The organism is Nonomuraea sp. NPDC052634 (genome assembly GCF_040678535.1).
GTDB lineage: Bacteria > Actinomycetota > Actinomycetes > Streptosporangiales > Streptosporangiaceae > Nonomuraea > Nonomuraea fastidiosa.
Genome location: NZ_JBFATY010000005.1, coordinates 1 through 16510 on the forward strand (window position 1 = coordinate 1; position 16510 = coordinate 16510).

Consider the following 16510-nt stretch of genomic DNA (forward strand, 5'->3'; position numbering starts at 1 on the left):
AAAGGAATCCACGTCATGGAAACATGACGGGGTAATGCATCATGCACTGGCTTTTAACACACTGTTGAGTTCTCAAGAAACGGACGCGTACATCCCCGACCGAAACCACATCCGCGATCCCGGCGGCGGAGGCGTTCACTCCGTTCGTTTTGTTGTGTCTTAATCTTTTCAGCCGCCCCGAGCCCTGTCAAATTGACCCGAATCGAACGACTTGCCAAGAATTAAGCCGCGTCCCCTTTCGGAGACAACCCCTCTAAGTTACCAGCCCTTCGACCGATCCGCGAATCGATCTCCGAACCAGCGCGTCGCAGGGGATTACCGACGATCCCGGACACACCACACCTATGTCACCGAAGTGAAGGAAGTGGGTTGTGCCGGACCCCGTCGGCTCTTAAAGATTAGCAGCGCCCTTCCACCGCTCGAGCCCGTTCTCCGGCTTCTCCGGCAACAGAACGATCACAACCGAACATAGACTCCCCACGTGAGCAGCAACACGCCGCCAGTGGCGAAGAAGATCCCTACGGAGCGCACCCATCACGGCGACACCGTCATCGACGAGTACGCCTGGCTGAGCAACAAGGACGATCCCGACACCACCGCCTATCTGGAGGCGGAGAACGAATTCCTCAAGCAGGAGACCGCTCACCTGTCGGACCTCCAGGAGCAGGTGTTCCAGGAGATCAAGAGCCGCACCCAGGAGACCGACCTGTCGGTGCCCAGCCGCAAGGGCGCGTGGTGGTACTTCACGCGTACGGAGGAGGGCAAGCAGTACGCGATCTCGTGCCGGGTCCCCGCCGACAGCGAGACGCCACCGGAGATCACCCCCGGCGAGCGGCTCGACCAGGAGCAGGTGATCCTCGACGGCAACGAGCTCGCCGGCGACAGCGAGTTCTTCTCGATCGGCACCAGCTCGGTCTCCCCCGACGGCAAGATGCTGGCCTTCTCGACCGACTACAAGGGCGACGAGCGTTTCACGCTCAGGTTCAAGAACCTTGAGACGGGCGAGATCCTGCCCGACGAGATCACCGACATCTTCTACGGCGGCGCATGGGCGGCCGACGCCTCGGCGTTCTTCTACACCCGCGTCGACGACGCCTGGCGTCCGTACCAGGTCTACCGCCACACCCTGGGCACTCAGGACGACGTGCTCGTCTACGAGGAGAACGACGAGCGCTTCTGGGTGGGCATCGGGCTGACCCGCAGCGAGAAGTACCTCGTGCTCGGCGCGGGCAGCAAGATCACCAGCGAGGTGCGGATCCTCGACGCGAGCGACCCCGGCGGCGAGTTCACGATCGTCAGGCCCCGGCAGACCGGCGTGGAGTACGGCGTCGAGCACGCCGGCGACTTCTTCTACATCCTGCACAACGAGAACGCCGAGAACTTCGAGCTGGCCACGGCGCCCCTCGACGACCCTGGCACGTGGACCCCGATCATCCCCCACCGGTCCGACACCAGGCTGCTGGAGATCGACGCGTTCTCCGACCACGCGGTGGTGCACTTCCGCCGCGACGGCCTGACCGGGCTGCGGATCCTGCCCTACCCGGCCGACGGCGCGAGCTGGCGCGAGCGGGTGGAGGCGGCCGAGCGCAACGCCTACGAGATCGACTTCCCCGAGCCGCTGTACGACGTCGGCCCGGCGGGCAACCCGCAGTTCACCACGCGGCGGCTGCGCCTGGCGTACACGAGCATGATCACCCCGCCCAGCGTCTACGACTACGACCTCGACTCCCACGAGCTGATCCTGCTCAAGCAGCGCCCGGTGCTCGGCGGCTACGACCCGGCCGACTACGAGCAGGCCCGCGAGTGGGCCACGGCCGAGGACGGCACGAAGATCCCCATCTCGCTCGTCAAGCGCAAGGACGCGGCCACGCCCGCCCCCACCGTCCTGTACGGCTACGGCAGCTACGAGACCTCGATCGACCCGAGCTTCTCCGTGCCCCGGCTGTCGCTGCTCGACCGGGGGTTCATCTTCGCGATCGCCCACGTGCGGGGCGGCGGCGAGATGGGCAGGAGCTGGTACGAGCAGGGCAAGCTCACCCGCAAGCGCAACACGTTCACCGACTTCGTGGCGGCGGCCAGGCACATGAAGGCGGCGGGCCTGAGCAGCAAGGTCGTGGCGCGCGGCGGCTCGGCGGGCGGGCTGCTGATGGGCGCGGCGACGAACCTGGCCCCCGAGGAGTTCGCGGGTGTCGTGGCCGAGGTGCCGTTCGTGGACGCGCTCAACACCATCCTCGATCCGTCGCTTCCGCTGACCGTGATCGAATGGGACGAATGGGGCGACCCGCTGCACGACCCCGAGGTCTACGCGTACATGAAGAGCTACTCGCCGTACGAGAACGTGGACGGCAGGCCGTACCCGCCGATTCTGGCGATCACCAGCCTGAACGACACCCGCGTGCTCTACCACGAGCCGGCGAAGTGGATCGCGAAGCTGCGCGCCACGGCGCGCGGCGGGCCGTTCCTGCTGAAGACGGAGATGGGCGCGGGGCACGGCGGGCGCAGCGGACGGTACGACGCCTGGCGTGAAGAGGCGTTCGCGCTGTCCTGGATCATCGAGAAAGGCACGTCATGACGTATCAGGCCGACGAGCGGCGCTACGAGCGGCAGCCGTACAACCGCAGCGGGCGCAGCGGGCTCAAGCTGCCGGCGGTGTCGCTGGGTCTGTGGCACAACTTCGGCGACAACCGGCCGATCGAGAACTCGCGGGCGATCCTGCGGCGGGCGTTCGACCTCGGGGTGACGCACTTCGACCTGGCCAACAACTACGGGGTTCCGTACGGGTCGGCGGAGAGCAACTTCGGGCGGATCCTGCGCGAGGACTTCCTGCCGTACCGGGATGAGCTGGTCATCTCGACCAAGGCGGGCTTCGACATGTGGCCGGGCCCGTACGGCGAGTGGGGCTCGCGCAAGTACGTGCTGGCCAGCCTGGACCAGTCGCTCAAGCGCATGGGCCTGGAGTACGTGGACATCTTCTACAGCCACCGTCCCGACCCGGAGACGCCGCTCGAGGAGACCATGGGCGCGCTCGACCGCGCGGTGCGCTCGGGCAAGGCGCTGTACGCGGGCATCTCCAACTACTCGGCGGAGCAGACGGCGCAGGCCGCGCGGATCATGCGCGAGCTGGGCACGCCGCTGCTCATCCACCAGCCGTCGTACTCGATGATCAACCGGTGGATCGAGGACGAGCTGCTGGACACGCTGGAGGAGGCGGGCATGGGCTGCATCGTCTACTCGCCGCTGGCGCAGGGCCTGCTGACCGACCGCTACCTCGACGGCGTGCCGGCCGACTCGCGGGCGGCGACCAGCCGGTTCCTGAGCGAGGACCAGATCGACCGCGACCTGGCCCGCGACCTCAACGAGATCGCGAAGACGCGGGGTCAGACGCTGGCGCAGATGGCGCTGTCGTGGACGCTGCGCGACTCGCGGGTGACGAGCGTGCTGATCGGGGCGAGCAGCGTCAAGCAGCTCGAGGACAACGTGGCGTGCGTGGACGGGCCCGCGTTCACGCAGGACGAGCTGGCGGCCATCGACAAGATCACCGAGTCCCGCCGCCGCAGCTGAGCACGCGCGGTCAGAGGGCCTCGTGGCGCTGCAGGTAGGTGAACGAGGCCCAGCCGGGCAGCACCGGCAGCCAGAACGTGAGCAGCCGGTAGAGCAGCACCGCCGAGGTGGCCAGCTCCTTCGGCACCCCGGCCAGCACGAGGCCGCCGACCAGCGCCAGCTCGACCGCGCCCAGACCGCCCGGTGTGGGCGCGGCCGAGCCGATGGCGTTGGCGGTGAGGTAGACGACGGCCACGGCGGTGAAGCTGATGTCGTGGCCGAAGGCGGCGATGCACGCGTCGAGGCAGAGCACGAACATCAGGGTGATCATGAGCGTGCCGGTGGCGGCCTCGATCATCTTGCGCGGCGACTGGAGCACGTCGAGCAGCCGCGGCAGCACGTTCGAGAACAGCTTGCTCAGCCGCCCGGTGATCAGGCGGCGCAGCGGCGGCACGCCGAGCACGACCACGACGAGCACCGCGACGCCGAGCAGCGCGAGCACGAGCCCGCGTGACGGCGTGAACGAGGTGGCGGTGCTCGAGCCGGTGATGTAGGCGAACAGCGCGAGCAGCCCGATGTGGAAGACCAGCATGATGAGCTGCGAGGCCCCCACGCTGGCCACCGCGCTGGCCGGGTGGATGCCGCGCTTTTGCAGGTATCGGGTGTTGATCGCGACACCGCCCACCGCGGCGGGCGCGACGAGCTTGACGAACGAGGACGCGAACTGCACGAGCACCGTGCGCCACAGCGGCAGGTGCTCGGGCACGAAACCGCGCAGCATGAGCGCGGCGGCCACGAAGCTCAGGAACGAGGCCACCAGCGCAAGGCCCGACCAGGCCCAGTTGGCCGTGGTGACGACGTGGTAGACGTCGACCTGGCTGAGCTGGGAGAGCACGATGTAGGCGGCGATCGTGCTGGCGATGATCGTGATGAGCGTGCGGGGGCGGAAGCGTTCGAGGCGGATCTCCTCGACCTTGCTCTGCGGCTTGAGCGCGACGATCTGGTCGCGGATGCCGGGCAGCACGTGTTTGGCCTTGGCCAGCGCGGCGCGCGTCTCCCGGGTGAGCGCGATCTGCTGTAGCAGCGGCATGGCGGCGGCCAGCGCGTCGGGGCCCATGACGTCGGCCGCGGCGCGCACGGAGCGCTCGGGGCCGACGCGCAGCGCGAGGTAGGTGAGCAGCTGGGCGACGTCGAGCCTGAGCAGCAGGTCTCCGGCGGCGACCTCGCCGCTGCGGGCGTCGGTGAGCACGACGCGGCCGGCGGTGTCGATGTGGATGCTGTCGCCGGTGAGCCTGCGGTGGGCGAGACGCTGGATCTGCAGCAGCGCGACCTGCTCCCAGATCTGGTGGAGCAGCTGGTCGTCGATCTCCTCGTCGGGCACCTCGTCGAGCGGGCGGGTCTCGATGTGCTCGTAGGCGAGCAGGGCCGCCTCGGTGCCGATCTCACTGGTGCCGAGCAGACGGGGGGTGCTGGCGCCCGCGGCCTGGGCGGCGTACGCCATGAGGGCCTCGCGTTCGAGCTCGGCGCGCAGCGACCGGATGGCGCGGCGGCGGGTCTCGGAGTTGAGCCTGATGCGCCGCCACAGCCGGTACGGCAGCCCGGCCACCTGCCGGTCGCGGTCGAGGACGGTGACGTCGAGGCTGGTGCCGTCTTTGAGCCCGACGGCGTAGCGGCGGCTGCCCTGATAGTCGTCCTCGACGCGGCGGGCGGAGACCGGGGAGAACGACAGCTTGCGCAGGGCGGCCACGACGGCGCTGCCCGGCGGGCGGGTGTTGGGGCTGCCGACGCCGTAGAGGGTGGCGTAGCCGATGGCCATGCCGACCAGGACGGTGACGATGGCGCTCGGGATGGTGATCTGGCGGCCGGAGAAGAAGGCCAGGATGTAGAGCGCGACGGTGGTCCACATCAGCATCCGCCAGGTGGGGCGGCGGGAGATGCGGACGGCGGTGGCGTAGGCGACGACGGAGGTGAGCAGCGTGTTGAGCGGCTCGATCGTCCGGTCGCCGGTGAGCAGCACGCGCAGATCTTCCATGGTGCCGCTGACGAGCCACTGGCCGAGCAGGAACGAGCCGGCCATGCCGACGATGGCGGCGATGAGCCCTTCCGCGACGCGCAGGCCGTCGCGGTGGAAGACGCGCTCGACCGCGAAGGCCACGGGCACGATGAGCACGGCCGCGCCACCGAGGAAGGCGGCGATCCTGCTGAGCAGCGGCACCAGCTCGGCGCCCTCCTTGACATCGGCCTCCAGGCCGATGAGCGTCTGCTTGGCGACGAGGGCGAGCAGGATCACCGCGCCGAGCACGATGAGCGTGGCGAAGAAGCGCAGCAGGTCGGAGGGGCGGCGCAGGCGCTGAGGCAGCAGCGGTTCTACGACGTAGACGTCGGTTTCCGCGCGTGACTCGGCCACGGCAGGATCCCCCTCCGTGAGGTCCTCCGTGTCATCTCGTTCCCTGATATCGGCCACCGACAGCGATTCTGCACCTTCCCGTGGCGGACTGTACGATCTCGAGGCCTTCACTGTGCCCGACCGTCCCCCCGCAGTCGTCGCAGGGGGCAGGCTACACGCTGCCCTTCCCCCGGTTCACCTTTGAATTCCTGTGTACGTGGCGACATAGGCTGTGTCGCATGTCGGGTGCATTGAGAGTATTGGGGGCCTGTCCGCTTGACTGCCCGGACACCTGCTCGTGGGTGGTCGGAGTGGAGGACGGCCGCGCCGTCACGTTGCGCGGCAACCCGGATCAGCCCTACACCAGGGGCGCGCTGTGCGTGAAGGTCAACCGTTACCTCGAGCAGACCCGGGCCGCCGATCGCATCCTCTATCCGCTGCGGCGTGTCGGGCCTAAGGGCTCGGGGCGGTTCGAGCGGATCACGTGGGACGAGGCGCTCGACGAGATTTCCACGCGGCTGCGCGCCATCGTGGACGAGTACGGCGGCGAGGCCATCTGGCCGTACCTCGGCACGGGCACGCTCGGCTACATCCAGGGCTGCGAGGGCGTGGCGGGCCGGCGGTTCTGGAACATGCTGGGCGCGTCCAAGCACTGGCTGAACATCTGCTCGGGGGCCGGTAACAGCGGCCTGCGCCGGACGAACGGCACCGCGGCCGGCATGGACCCCGAGGACTTCGCGCACTCGAAGCTCATCCTGCTGTGGGGCACGAACACGCTGACCAGCGGCCACCACCTGTGGAAGTTCATCCAGCAGGCGCGCGCGGACGGCGCGTACGTGGTGGCGATCGACCCGATCCGCACCAGGACGGCCGACCAGGCGGACGAGTGGCTGCCGATCAGGCCGGGCACGGACGCGGCGCTGGCGCTCGGCCTGCTCAACGTCGTGCTGGCCGAGAACGCCCAGGACGACGAGTACCTGGAGGCCCACACCGAGGGCTGGGCGGAGTTCCGCGAGGAGATCCTGGCCCACCCGGTCGAGAAGGTGGCGGAGATCACCGGCATTGCGGCCGAGGACATCCACAGGCTGGGGATGAGGCTGGCGCACACGCGCCCGACCGGGCTGCGCGCCACGCACGGGCTGCAGCGGCACAAGGGCGGCGGCACGGCGCTGCGGACGATCTCCGCCGTCCCCTCGGTGACCGGCGACTGGCGCTACCAGGGCGGCGGCATGGCCTTCTCGACCAGCGATCACGTGCACCTCAACATCGACACCCGCGAGGACCTGCTGCCAGGCCCGGTGCGCACGCTGGTGATGACGAAGCTGGCCTCGCAGCTCGACGAGTCGGTGAAGTGCCTGTGGGTGTACGCGGCCAATCCGGTGGGCTCCTCCCCCGACTCGAACGCGATCAGGCGGCGCCTCATGCGCGAGGACCTGTTCACGGTCGTCATGGAGCACTTCCCCACCGACACGGTGGACTACGCCGACATCGTGCTGCCCGCGACCATGCAGACCGAGCACCACGACCTGCACGCCGGCTACGGGCACATGTACCTGGTGTGGAACGAGCAGGCGGTGCAGCCGCCCGGCGAGTGCCTGTCGACGACGGAGACGTTCCGGCGGCTGGCGGCGCACATGGGGATGACCGAGCCGTCGCTGTACGACTCGGACTTGGAGCTGGCCGAGCAGCTACTGAACAGCGGGCATCCCTCGCTTGAGGGCATCACGCTCGACAGGCTCCGCAAGGAGGGCTGGGTGCGGATGAACTACCCCAAGCCCTTCATACCGTTCGCCGACGGCTTCCCGACGCGGTCGGGCCGCATGCGCTTTCCGAGGAAGGGCGAGGCGTACGTGCCGCCGCACACGACCGTCGCGGCGGACGGCTCGCCGTACCGGCTGCGGCTGGTGACGCCGGCCTCGCACACGTTCCTCAACACGACCTTCGGCAACAACCCGGAGCTGCGGCGGCGGGCCAAGGATCCGGTGGTGCTGGTCAACCGGGCCGACGCCGAGGCGCGGGGGCTGAAGGACGGCCAGCGGGTGCGCGTGCACAACGACGGCGGCGAGTTCCTCGCGGACGTGGAGATCAGCGACCGGGTGTCGGCCGGCGTGGTCGCCTCGACGAAGGGCCGCTGGCCCAAGCTCAGCCCCGGCGGCGCCAATCCCAACGCCGTCGTGGCCGAGCGGGACGCCGACATGGGGCGCGGCGCGGGCTTCCACGACAACCTGGTGGAGATCAGTCCAGCTTGAGCTTGTAGCCGACGTGGGAGTCGGTGAAGCCGAGCGAGGCGTAGAAGCGGTGCGCGTCCGTACGCGTCTTGTCGGAGGTGAGCTGCACCAGCGCGCAGCCGCGCGCCCTGGCCCGGTCGATCGCCCAGGTGATCATCTTGCGGCCGAGGCCCTGGCCGCGCGCCGCGGCGGCGACCCTGACCGCCTCGATCTGGCAGCGCTCCGCGCCCAGGCGGGACAGACCGGCGAGGTAGGTGAGCTGCATGGTGCCCACGACCTTGCCCTCGCGCTCGGCCACGATCAGTTCGTCGTAGGGGTTGGCGTCGATGCGCTCGAAGGCGGCGAGGTAGCGCTCGTCGCCGGGGTCGCCCTCGCGCTGCGCGCCGAGCGGGTCGTCGGCCAGCATGGCGACGATGGCGGGCACGTCGTCCCTGCGCGCGGGGCGGAAGATGAGCGACATCACGTAGTGGGACTCCATGAGCGACGGGTTGGACGGCAGGGCCATGGTCCTGCCGCTCGGGGTGAAGCCCTTGGCGGCGTACAGGGCGCGGGCGGCGTGGTTGGTGTCCACGACCCACAGGCCCATCTCCTCGGCCCCGGTGCTCCTTGCCCACTCCACGGCGGCGTCCACCAGCCGGGAGGCGACGCCCTTCCTTCTGGCCTCGGGGGCGACCCACATGGACAGCAGGTGGGCGTGCCTGCCCTCGTCTTCGAGCAGCACGCAGACCAGGCCGACGTCCTGGCCGCCGGATGTGGCCACCCAGTAGCGGCTGTCGGGGTTGGCCAGCCGCTCCGCCCACTTCTGCGGGGTGAACTCGACCTCTCTGGCGTACGAGGAGCCGAACGCGTCGGGCGTGTCCTGCAACGCGCGCAGCCGCACATCGCGCAACCGATCTTCGTCACCGGGCCCGAGGGGAACAAGCGGGATGTCCGTCATGGCGACATCATGTCAGGGACAGCTCAGGGTCCGCCCCCGATGCCTCTCGGCAGGTACGAACGGCAGCATGGCTGACATGAACGAAATAACCCGACGAGACGAGGTCTCGCTCTCGGCCGCCGCGCTGCGCGGCGCGCCATGGAAGACCGCCGCCATCACCGGCGGCGCGGTGGCCGCCGTCGGCCTGCTCTGGGACGCGGTCATCGGCGACGGCGGCGACCTGTCGTGGGCGCTGGGTCTCGGCATCGCGCTGTTCTCGCTGGTCGCCGCCATCGGCGCGGTGTCCAAGCCCGAGGAGGGCGACCGGGTCACCCGGCAGGCCAGGCACTGGTCGCTGCGGCACCCGTGGAAGTTCGCGCTCCTGCCCGCCGGCATCATGGCCGTGCTCGACTACCCCGTGCAGCTCGTGCTGGACGGCGAGGGGGTCTTCGGCGCCGGCTGGGACGCGCTGTGGAACGGCGTGCTCGTCTACCTCATCGCCGGCGTCGCGACGCTCTGCCTGCGGGGACGGGCGCGATCAGCGCACTAGACCCTCATCCGGCCGCGGAAGCGGCCCGCTCCTGCGGTGACCTGCACACACAGAACTCGTTGCCCTCGGGGTCGAGCATGGTGACCCACCCGGTGCCGTCGGGATTGCGCAGATCCTGGTAGACGGTCGCCCCCAGCCCGATCAGCCGCTCGACCTCCTGGTCACGGGTCCTGCCCTCGGTGGCGTTGACGTCGAGGTGCAGCCGGTTCTTCACCGTCTTGCCCTCGGGCACCCTGATGAACAGCAGGTAGGGGTCCTGCTTCGTGCGCAGCATCACCGCGTCGTCGCCCGGCTTGTCGCCCTCCCCCAAGGGCAGCCCGGTGACCTTGCTCCACCAGCTCGCGATCTCGTACGGGTCGGCCGCGTCAAAGGTGACGGCGTGAATCTCGATCATGGAGACAGCCCAGCACGACACCATCAAAGGCGTCAAGCCAGTGTTCGCAGCCCGATGACGCCCGCCAGAATCAGGGCGATGCAGATCAGCCGGGCCGGCGACACCTGATCGCCCATGGCGATCATGCCGAGGATGGCCGTGCCGGCCGCGCCGACGCCGGTCCACACGGCGTACGCGGTGCCCACTTCCAGGCTTTTCAGCGCGTACGACAGCAGCCCGAAGCTCAGCACGGCGGTGACGGCGAACGACAGCGTCCACCACAGGTTGCTGAAACCGTTGCTGAGTTTGAGCGACAGGGCCATGGCGACCTCGAACAGGCCGGCCAGTACCAGGACGATCCACGCCATGATGGTTGCTCCCTCGATGACGATGACTGACTCGGGTGCGTCGTCTTGGCGTACCGGGTACGGCGCGTCTCGTCCGGGAGCCTCGTCGGCTCACTCAGGGCAACGTGGCCCCGCGTGCGATCATTCCCACCAGATGGTGACCCACCGGTCCCGCGGCAGGGGCCACATGCCCAGCTCGAGGACCGTCTCGGCGACCTCCTCGGCCCGCGACGGGTCGAGGCACACCCGGCGGCAGACGCTCTGGGCCAGCTCCTCCAGGGAGTTGAAGCGTTCCAGGGGGGACTCCCGCTCCTCCACCTGGACGGGGAAGCCCATGGCGGCCGCCAGCGCCACGCAGTCCTCCGCGATGGGCCGCACCGGCCGGTCGACGCCGTGGAAATGCTGCCACAGCGGGGTCATCCAGCTCATGGGGTGGCGGTCCGGCAGCTCGATCACCACCCGCCCCTTGGTGTGCTCGTCGAGCGCGCGCAGGAAGGGCGCCAGGTCGGGGACGTTGTAGACAACGTGCGCGCAGATGGTGGCGTCGGCGACCGGCACCTGATCGGCGACGTCGGGCCAGCGCCCCTCGACCGTGGTGACCGGCACGCCCAGCTTCTCCGCCCTGGCCGTCAGCCCCTGGAGCATGGAGGCGGAGGTGTCGACGGCGTAGAGGTGGCCGATGCGCTCGTGCAGCGGCAGCGACGACGCGCCGGGCCCCGAACCCACGTCGAGCAGCGTGCCCTTGTCGGGCAGCGCCTCCGACAGCCGGGTCATGGTGGGGCCGTCGTCGGGCTCGGCCAGCGCCCGGTCCGTACGGGTGCCGAACCTCTCCGGCGAATGGCTCCACGGGTCCGCGACGGCCTTGGCCAGGATCTCATCCGGAATCGCCCAGGATTCGAGTCGCTCTCGCCAGCGCGCGGCGAGTTCTTCGGCGTCCATGGAGACGAGCATGCCATGCATGCCGTGGGTTACCCGTGGGTAGCATTGCAGAGTAAGGTTACTGACCAGTACAGCAGCCTCGGTTCAAGGAGATCGACGCCCATGGGCCACTACAAGAGCAACGTGCGTGACCTGGAATTCAACCTCTTCGAGGTCTTCGGGAGAGGCGAGATCCTCGGCACCGGGCCCTTCGCGGAGATCGACGAGGACGTCGTACGCTCCGTGCTCGACGAGATGAACCGCCTGGCGACCGGCGTGCTCGCCGACTCCTTTGAAGAGGGCGACAGGAACCCGCCCGTGTTCGACGCGGCCACCGGCTCCGTGAAGCTCCCCGAGGGTTTCAAGAAGTCGTACAAGGCGCTGGTCGACGGCGGCTGGGCGAACCTCGACCTGCCCGCCGACCTGGGCGGACCCGGCCTGCCGCGCAGCGTCGCCTGGGCCACCGCGGAGATGGTGCTCGGCGCCAACCCGGCGCTCTACATGTACGCGGCCGGGCCGAACTTCGCGTACACGCTGTGGCGGCTCGGCACCCCCGAGCAGAAGCGCTTCGCCGAGCTGGCCATCGAGCGCAACTGGGGCGCCACGATGGTGCTGACCGAGCCCGACGCCGGCTCCGACGTGGGCGCGGGCCGTACGAAGGCGATCAGGCAGCCTGACGGCACCTGGCACATCGAGGGCGTCAAGCGCTTCATCACCAGCGCCGAGCACGACATGGCGGAGAACATCTTCCACCTCGTGCTGGCCCGCCCCGAGGGCCACGGCCCCGGCACCAAGGGCCTGTCGATGTTCCTGGTGCCGAAGTACCACGTGGACCTCGAGACCGGGAAGCTGGGCGAGCGCAACGGCGTCTACGTCACCAACGTCGAGAAGAAGATGGGCCTGAAGGTCTCCACGACCTGCGAGCTGACCTTCGGCGACAAGCACCCGGCGGTCGGCTGGCTGGTGGGCGAGGTGCACGAGGGCATCAAGCAGATGTTCATGGTCATCGAGCACGCCCGCATGATGGTCGGCACCAAGGCCATCGCCACGCTGTCCACCGGCTATCTCAACGCCCTGGAGTACGCCAAGGCCCGCGTGCAGGGCGCCGACCTGACCAAGAGCGCCGACAAGAGCGCCCCCAGGGTCACCATCACCCACCACCCCGACGTGCGGCGCGAGCTGATGCTGCAGAAGGCGTACGTGGAGGGCATGCGCGCGCTGGTGCTCTACACCGCGACCTTCCAGGACGCCCTGCTCATCGACCCGGAAGACCGGCACGCCGACGAGATGAACGACCTGCTGCTGCCGGTGGTCAAGGGCGTGGGGTCCGAGCGGTCGTACGAGCTGCTCGCCCGCTCGCTGCAGACCCTGGGCGGCTCGGGCTACCTCCAGGACTACCCGATCGAGCAGTACATCCGCGACGCCAAGATCGACACCCTGTACGAGGGCACCACCGCCATCCAGGGCCAGGACCTGTTCTTCAGGAAGATCCTGCGCAACCAGGGCTCGGCCATCGGCAAGCTGCTCGCCGAGATCAACGAGTTCGCCGCCTCCGAGGCGGGCAACGGCCGGCTGAAGGAGGAGCGCAAGCTGCTCGCCGAGGCCGCCGCCGAGGTCAAGGCCATGGGCGACACGATGGCGGGCTGGGCGCTCGCCTCGCTGGAGAAGCCCGAGGAGGTCTACAAGGTCGGCCTGAACACGACCAGGTTCCTGCTCGCGCTCGGCGACCTCATCATCGGCTGGCTGCTGCAGCGCCAGGCGGAGGTCGCGCTGGAGAAGCTGTCCGGCGGCGAGGACCCGTTCTACCTCGGCAAGGTCGCCGCGGCCTCGTTCTTCGCCAAGACCGTGCTGCCCCGCCTGGCCGCCGAGCGCCGCAGCCTCGACTCCACCGGCCAGGAGCTGATGGAGCTGCCCGAGGCCGCCTTCTGACCCCCTTCATCCCCGTCTCCTGGCTGTGTCCTGCGCGGGCGCAGCCAGGAGCGGTGGCACTCGTCGCCCGGCTGAGCGCGGGCAGGGCCGGGCGCTCTCTGTCACCTCTGGCGTGATATCGACGGGTGCGCTGTGCCTTACCCGGGTATGACCGTGGCGGTACGCGTCTTTTCCCTGGAGGTCGTCATGGGTGTCGGGGTAAGCATCTTCTTCCTCACGCTTGGCGCCATCCTGAGGTTCGCGATCGAGCCCGACGTCTTCGGCCAGAGCGTGCACATGGACGTCATCGGCCTCATTTTCATGATCGTCGGCGGCGCCGGGATCGTGCTGAGCATCGTGCTGGCCCCTCGCCGGGGCAGCACGTCCGAAGGCCGGCTGATGCACCGCGAGAACCACCCGCCGGAGGTCTGAGACCCCCGGAGGCCGCTCAGAGGCTGAGCTGGACGGCGGCGCGCGAGGCCACGATCGGCTTGATGTGCCCGGCGATGATCGCCTGGTGCTCGGGGTGGTCGCGGTAGACGAGGTAGTCGTCGGTGCTGTCGAAGTCCGCCACTATCGCGAAGTCGTAGTTGCCCTGGTTGATGCCGGCGTCCCGGCCGTACGTGTACGACTTGATCTCCGGGATCAGGCCCGGCAGCGTCTTCAGAGCCTCGGGCACCGCGGCCTTCTGCTCGTCGATCGCGTCGTCGCTCCAGGTGAACAGCACGATGTGGCGAATCATGAAAGCCACTGTATCTGGAGGGGCCTCAGGCGACTCTGAGGTCGGTGGGTGCGGGTGTCCCCGCCGTACGGCGGTCGCCGGGAGAGGGGTCCTCCCGGCGGCCGTCGTACCGGTGTCAGCTCCAGGCGAGCATCCTGATGGGGTCCTCCAGCATCGCGCCCACGTCGCGCAGGAACAGCGAGCCCAGCTCACCGTCCACGATGCGGTGGTCGAACGACAGCGACAGCGTCGCCACCTTGCGCACCGCCAGCGCGCCGTCCACCACCCACGGCATGTCCCTGACCTGGCCGAAGGCGAGGATCGCGGCCTCGCCGGGGTTGATGATCGGGGTGCCGCCGTCGACGCCGAAGACGCCGACGTTCGTGATCGTGAACGTGCCGCCCGCCATCTCCGCGGGCTGCGTGCGGCCCGCCCTGGCCGTCTCCGTCAGCTCCGCGAGCCGCGCGGCCAGCTCGGGCAGCGACAGCTCGTGCGCGTCCTTGACGTTCGGCACCACCAGGCCGCGCGGGGTGGCGGCGGCGATCCCCAGGTTCACGTAGTGCTTGACCACGATCTCCTGGGCGTCCTCGTCCCACGATGAGTTGATCATCGGGTGCCTGCCGATCGCCGTCAGCACCGCCCTGGCCACCAGCAGCAGCGGCGACACCTTGACCTGCGCGAACTCCGGCAGCTCGCGCAGGCGGCGCACGGCGTCCATGGTGGCCGTCATGTCCACCTGGAGGAACTCGGTGGCGTGCGGGGCGGTGAAGGCGCTGGTCACCATGGCCTGGGCGGTCATCTTGCGCACGCCCTTGATCGGGATGCGTTCCTCGCGCTCCTGGGGGGCCCTCACCGCCGCGACCGGCTGCTGCCGCTGCTGCGCCCGTGCCGCCGCGGCCTGGACGTCCTCGCGGGTGATCGTGCCCTGGGGGCCCGTGCCCGTCACCGTGGCGAGATCGACGCCGAGGTCCTTGGCGAGCTTGCGTACGGGGGGCTTGGCCAGCGGCCGCGCCTGACCGGGAGCCGCAGCGGGACCTGCGGCGGGAGCGGGCGCAGGGGCGGGTGCGGGGGCGGGCGGCCTGGTCGCGGTGGGCGGCGGCGGGCTGGAGAGCGGGGCGTCCAGGCCCACGCGGTCCGGGTTGGCCAGCGGGTTCGTGGGCCGGCCCGGCGCGGCCTGCTTGCGCGGGCGGCGCTTGGTCGCGCCGGTCTTCACGCCGTAGCCGACCAGGACCGCCTGGCGCTCCTCCTTGGGTGCGGGGCTGCCGTGCACGCCCGGCTCCACCGCGCCCTCGGCGGGCGGCTGCGGCACCATGTCGTCGGCAGGCGCCTCGGGAGCCGCCGCGGGTGCCCCGTCCTCGCCCGCGGTGTCCACCGCGATGATCGGGACGCCCACGTCGACCGTCTCGCCCTCGCCCGCCATGAGCCCGGCCACCACGCCGTCCCAGGGGATCGGCAGCTCGACGATGGACTTCGCCGTCTCGATCTCCACCACGATCTGGTTGACCTTGACCTCGTCGCCGGGCTTGACGTGCCAGCGGACGATCTCCGCCTCCGTCAGGCCCTCGCCGACGTCGGGCAGCTTGAACTCGCGTCGCATCGCAACCCCCTCAGTACCCGAAGGTCCGGTCGACGGCGTCGAGCACGCGGTCCAGGTCGGGCAGGTAGTGCTCCTCCAGCTTCGAGGGCGGATAGGGGGTCGAGAAGCCGCCGACGCGCAGCACGGGCGACTCCAGGTGGTAGAAGCACTGCTCGGTGATCCTGGCGGCCAGCTCGGCGCCGAAGCCGCTGTTGACGGGCGCCTCGTGCACGACCACGACCCGGCCGGTACGCCGCGCCGACTCCATGACGACCGGCTCGTCCAGCGGGTTGAGCGAGCGCAGGTCGATGACCTCCAGCGAGCGCCCGTCGTCCTCGGCCGCAGCGGCGGCCTCCAGGCAGGTCTTCACCATGGGGCCGTAGGCCAGCAGCGTCGCGTCGGAGCCGGGGCGTACGACCCTGGCGGCGTGCAGCGGCGGCCACCAGTCGGTGGAGGAGGTGTCGATCTCGGCCTTCTCCCAGTAGCGCCGCTTGGGCTCGAAGAAGATCACCGGGTCGTCGCTGCGGATGGCCTGCTGGATCATCGTGTACGCGTCGGCGGGGTTGGAGCAGGCCACCACGCGCAGCCCTGCGGTGTGCGTGAAGTACGCCTCGGGCGACTCGCTGTGGTGCTCGACCGCGCCGATGCCGCCGCCGCAGGGGATGCGGACGACGACGGGCAGCTTGATCGCGCCGAGCGAGCGCATCGGCATCTTGGCGAGCTGGGTGATGATCTGGTCGGCGGCGGGGAAGACGAACCCGTCGAACTGGATCTCGCACACCGGCCGGTAGCCGCGCAGCGCCAGGCCGATCGCGGTGCCGATGATGCCGGACTCGGCGAGCGGGGTGTCGATGACACGGTCTTCGCCGAAGTCCTTCTGCAGCCCGTCGGTGACCCGGAACACGCCGCCCAGCTTGCCGACGTCCTCGCCCATGATGAGGACCTTGGGATCGTCCTCCATGGCCTTGCGCATGCCCTCGTTGAGCGCCTTGGACAGGCTGAGTACGGTCACGACGCCTCCTTCGCCCAGAACCGGCCGCCCAGTTC

Annotated in this window: 14 protein-coding genes, 1 pseudogene and 1 riboswitch; of the genes and pseudogenes, 6 read left to right on the forward strand and 9 right to left on the reverse strand. The window is 69.6% G+C overall.

From position 1 onward, the window contains the following. Positions 1-481: 481 nt before the first annotated feature. Both AB0K67_RS22445 and mgrA read left to right on the forward strand, forming a co-directional pair. Positions 482-2572 carry a S9 family peptidase gene (locus AB0K67_RS22445; protein WP_364063287.1) on the forward strand — a complete coding sequence of 697 codons (2091 nt, stop codon included), beginning with the start codon at positions 482-484 and terminating at the stop codon, positions 2570-2572. Then, complete coding sequence (gene mgrA, locus AB0K67_RS22450) at positions 2569-3561, forward strand: L-glyceraldehyde 3-phosphate reductase (RefSeq protein ID WP_364063290.1); 993 nt, start codon at positions 2569-2571, stop codon at positions 3559-3561. The genes AB0K67_RS22445 and mgrA overlap by 4 nt, the downstream gene beginning before the upstream one ends. A 10-nt stretch (positions 3562-3571) precedes the next feature. Here mgrA and AB0K67_RS22455 read toward each other — a convergent pair whose 3' ends face one another. Then, positions 3572-5947, reverse strand: coding sequence for a lysylphosphatidylglycerol synthase transmembrane domain-containing protein (locus AB0K67_RS22455; protein WP_364063293.1), 2376 nt, complete (start codon positions 5945-5947; stop codon positions 3572-3574). A 218-nt stretch (positions 5948-6165) separates the two neighbouring features. Here AB0K67_RS22455 and AB0K67_RS22460 point away from each other — a divergent pair, with 218 nt between their 5' ends. Beyond that, on the forward strand, positions 6166-8175 hold the full coding sequence (locus tag AB0K67_RS22460) for a molybdopterin-dependent oxidoreductase (RefSeq protein ID WP_364063296.1): 2010 nt from the start codon (positions 6166-6168) through the stop codon (positions 8173-8175). On the opposite strand, the gene AB0K67_RS22465 is transcribed toward AB0K67_RS22460, so the two are convergent. Together AB0K67_RS22465 and AB0K67_RS22470 are read right to left on the reverse strand one after the other, a co-directional pair. Next, complete coding sequence (locus tag AB0K67_RS22465; protein ID WP_364064726.1) at positions 8162-8614, reverse strand: GNAT family N-acetyltransferase; 453 nt, start codon at positions 8612-8614, stop codon at positions 8162-8164. The genes AB0K67_RS22460 and AB0K67_RS22465 overlap by 14 nt on opposite strands. A 60-nt stretch (positions 8615-8674) precedes the next feature. After that, a pseudogene (locus AB0K67_RS22470) lies at positions 8675-9091 on the reverse strand (GNAT family N-acetyltransferase); the annotation flags it as partial. A gap of 67 nt (positions 9092-9158) precedes the next feature. Here AB0K67_RS22470 and AB0K67_RS22475 point away from each other — a divergent pair. After that, positions 9159-9620, forward strand: a complete 462-nt coding sequence (locus tag AB0K67_RS22475; RefSeq protein ID WP_364063299.1) for a hypothetical protein — start codon at positions 9159-9161, stop codon at positions 9618-9620. A 4-nt stretch (positions 9621-9624) separates the two neighbouring features. Here the strand turns inward: AB0K67_RS22475 and AB0K67_RS22480 are convergent, their stop codons facing one another. The 3 genes from AB0K67_RS22480 to AB0K67_RS22490 all read right to left on the reverse strand — a co-directional run bounded on the left by AB0K67_RS22480 (position 9625) and on the right by AB0K67_RS22490 (position 11279). Beyond that, complete coding sequence (locus AB0K67_RS22480) at positions 9625-10014, reverse strand: VOC family protein (RefSeq protein ID WP_364063302.1); 390 nt, start codon at positions 10012-10014, stop codon at positions 9625-9627. Between the two features lie 32 nt (positions 10015-10046). Continuing rightward, complete coding sequence (locus AB0K67_RS22485; protein ID WP_364063305.1) at positions 10047-10361, reverse strand: multidrug efflux SMR transporter; 315 nt, start codon at positions 10359-10361, stop codon at positions 10047-10049. Between the two features lie 34 nt (positions 10362-10395). After that, a riboswitch (guanidine-III (ykkC-III) riboswitch) is annotated at positions 10396-10458 on the reverse strand. Positions 10459-10481: 23 nt separating this feature from the next. Further along, on the reverse strand, positions 10482-11279 hold the full coding sequence (locus AB0K67_RS22490; RefSeq protein ID WP_364063308.1) for a methyltransferase domain-containing protein: 798 nt from the start codon (positions 11277-11279) through the stop codon (positions 10482-10484). Between the two features lie 102 nt (positions 11280-11381). On the opposite strand from AB0K67_RS22490, the gene AB0K67_RS22495 reads away from it, so the two are divergent. Continuing rightward, on the forward strand, positions 11382-13187 hold the full coding sequence (locus tag AB0K67_RS22495; RefSeq protein WP_364063311.1) for an acyl-CoA dehydrogenase: 1806 nt from the start codon (positions 11382-11384) through the stop codon (positions 13185-13187). Between the two features lie 147 nt (positions 13188-13334). After that, positions 13335-13598 (forward strand): hypothetical protein, encoded by a 264-nt coding sequence (locus AB0K67_RS22500; RefSeq protein ID WP_364063314.1) that lies wholly within the window; start codon positions 13335-13337, stop codon positions 13596-13598. Positions 13599-13614: 16 nt separating this feature from the next. Here the strand turns inward: AB0K67_RS22500 and AB0K67_RS22505 are convergent, their stop codons facing one another. From AB0K67_RS22505 to AB0K67_RS22515, 3 genes are all read right to left on the reverse strand, one after another. Then, on the reverse strand, positions 13615-13908 hold the full coding sequence (locus AB0K67_RS22505) for a Dabb family protein (RefSeq protein ID WP_364063317.1): 294 nt from the start codon (positions 13906-13908) through the stop codon (positions 13615-13617). A gap of 115 nt (positions 13909-14023) precedes the next feature. After that, the gene (locus AB0K67_RS22510) at positions 14024-15484 is read right to left on the reverse strand and encodes a dihydrolipoamide acetyltransferase family protein (RefSeq protein ID WP_364063320.1); all 1461 of its coding nucleotides are present in this window, start codon (positions 15482-15484) and stop codon (positions 14024-14026) included. Between the two features lie 10 nt (positions 15485-15494). Continuing rightward, on the reverse strand, positions 15495-16475 hold the full coding sequence (locus AB0K67_RS22515) for an alpha-ketoacid dehydrogenase subunit beta (protein WP_364063323.1): 981 nt from the start codon (positions 16473-16475) through the stop codon (positions 15495-15497). Positions 16476-16510 lie beyond the last annotated feature (35 nt).

What these genes read in the sequence shown, in the direction of transcription:
- mgrA (WP_364063290.1), top strand. Translation starts at nt 2,569, where the DNA reads ATGACGTATCAGGCCGACGAGCGGCGCTACGAGCGGCAGCCGTACAAC.
- AB0K67_RS22460 (WP_364063296.1), top strand. Translation starts at nt 6,166, where the DNA reads ATGTCGGGTGCATTGAGAGTATTGGGGGCCTGTCCGCTTGACTGCCCG.
- AB0K67_RS22465 (WP_364064726.1), bottom strand. Translation starts at nt 8,614, where the DNA reads ATGTCGCTCATCTTCCGCCCCGCGCGCAGGGACGACGTGCCCGCCATC.
- AB0K67_RS22475 (WP_364063299.1), top strand. Translation starts at nt 9,159, where the DNA reads ATGGCTGACATGAACGAAATAACCCGACGAGACGAGGTCTCGCTCTCG.
- AB0K67_RS22480 (WP_364063302.1), bottom strand. Translation starts at nt 10,014, where the DNA reads ATGATCGAGATTCACGCCGTCACCTTTGACGCGGCCGACCCGTACGAG.
- AB0K67_RS22485 (WP_364063305.1), bottom strand. Translation starts at nt 10,361, where the DNA reads ATGGCGTGGATCGTCCTGGTACTGGCCGGCCTGTTCGAGGTCGCCATG.
- AB0K67_RS22490 (WP_364063308.1), bottom strand. Translation starts at nt 11,279, where the DNA reads ATGGACGCCGAAGAACTCGCCGCGCGCTGGCGAGAGCGACTCGAATCC.
- AB0K67_RS22495 (WP_364063311.1), top strand. Translation starts at nt 11,382, where the DNA reads ATGGGCCACTACAAGAGCAACGTGCGTGACCTGGAATTCAACCTCTTC.
- AB0K67_RS22500 (WP_364063314.1), top strand. Translation starts at nt 13,335, where the DNA reads ATGACCGTGGCGGTACGCGTCTTTTCCCTGGAGGTCGTCATGGGTGTC.
- AB0K67_RS22505 (WP_364063317.1), bottom strand. Translation starts at nt 13,908, where the DNA reads ATGATTCGCCACATCGTGCTGTTCACCTGGAGCGACGACGCGATCGAC.
- AB0K67_RS22510 (WP_364063320.1), bottom strand. Translation starts at nt 15,484, where the DNA reads ATGCGACGCGAGTTCAAGCTGCCCGACGTCGGCGAGGGCCTGACGGAG.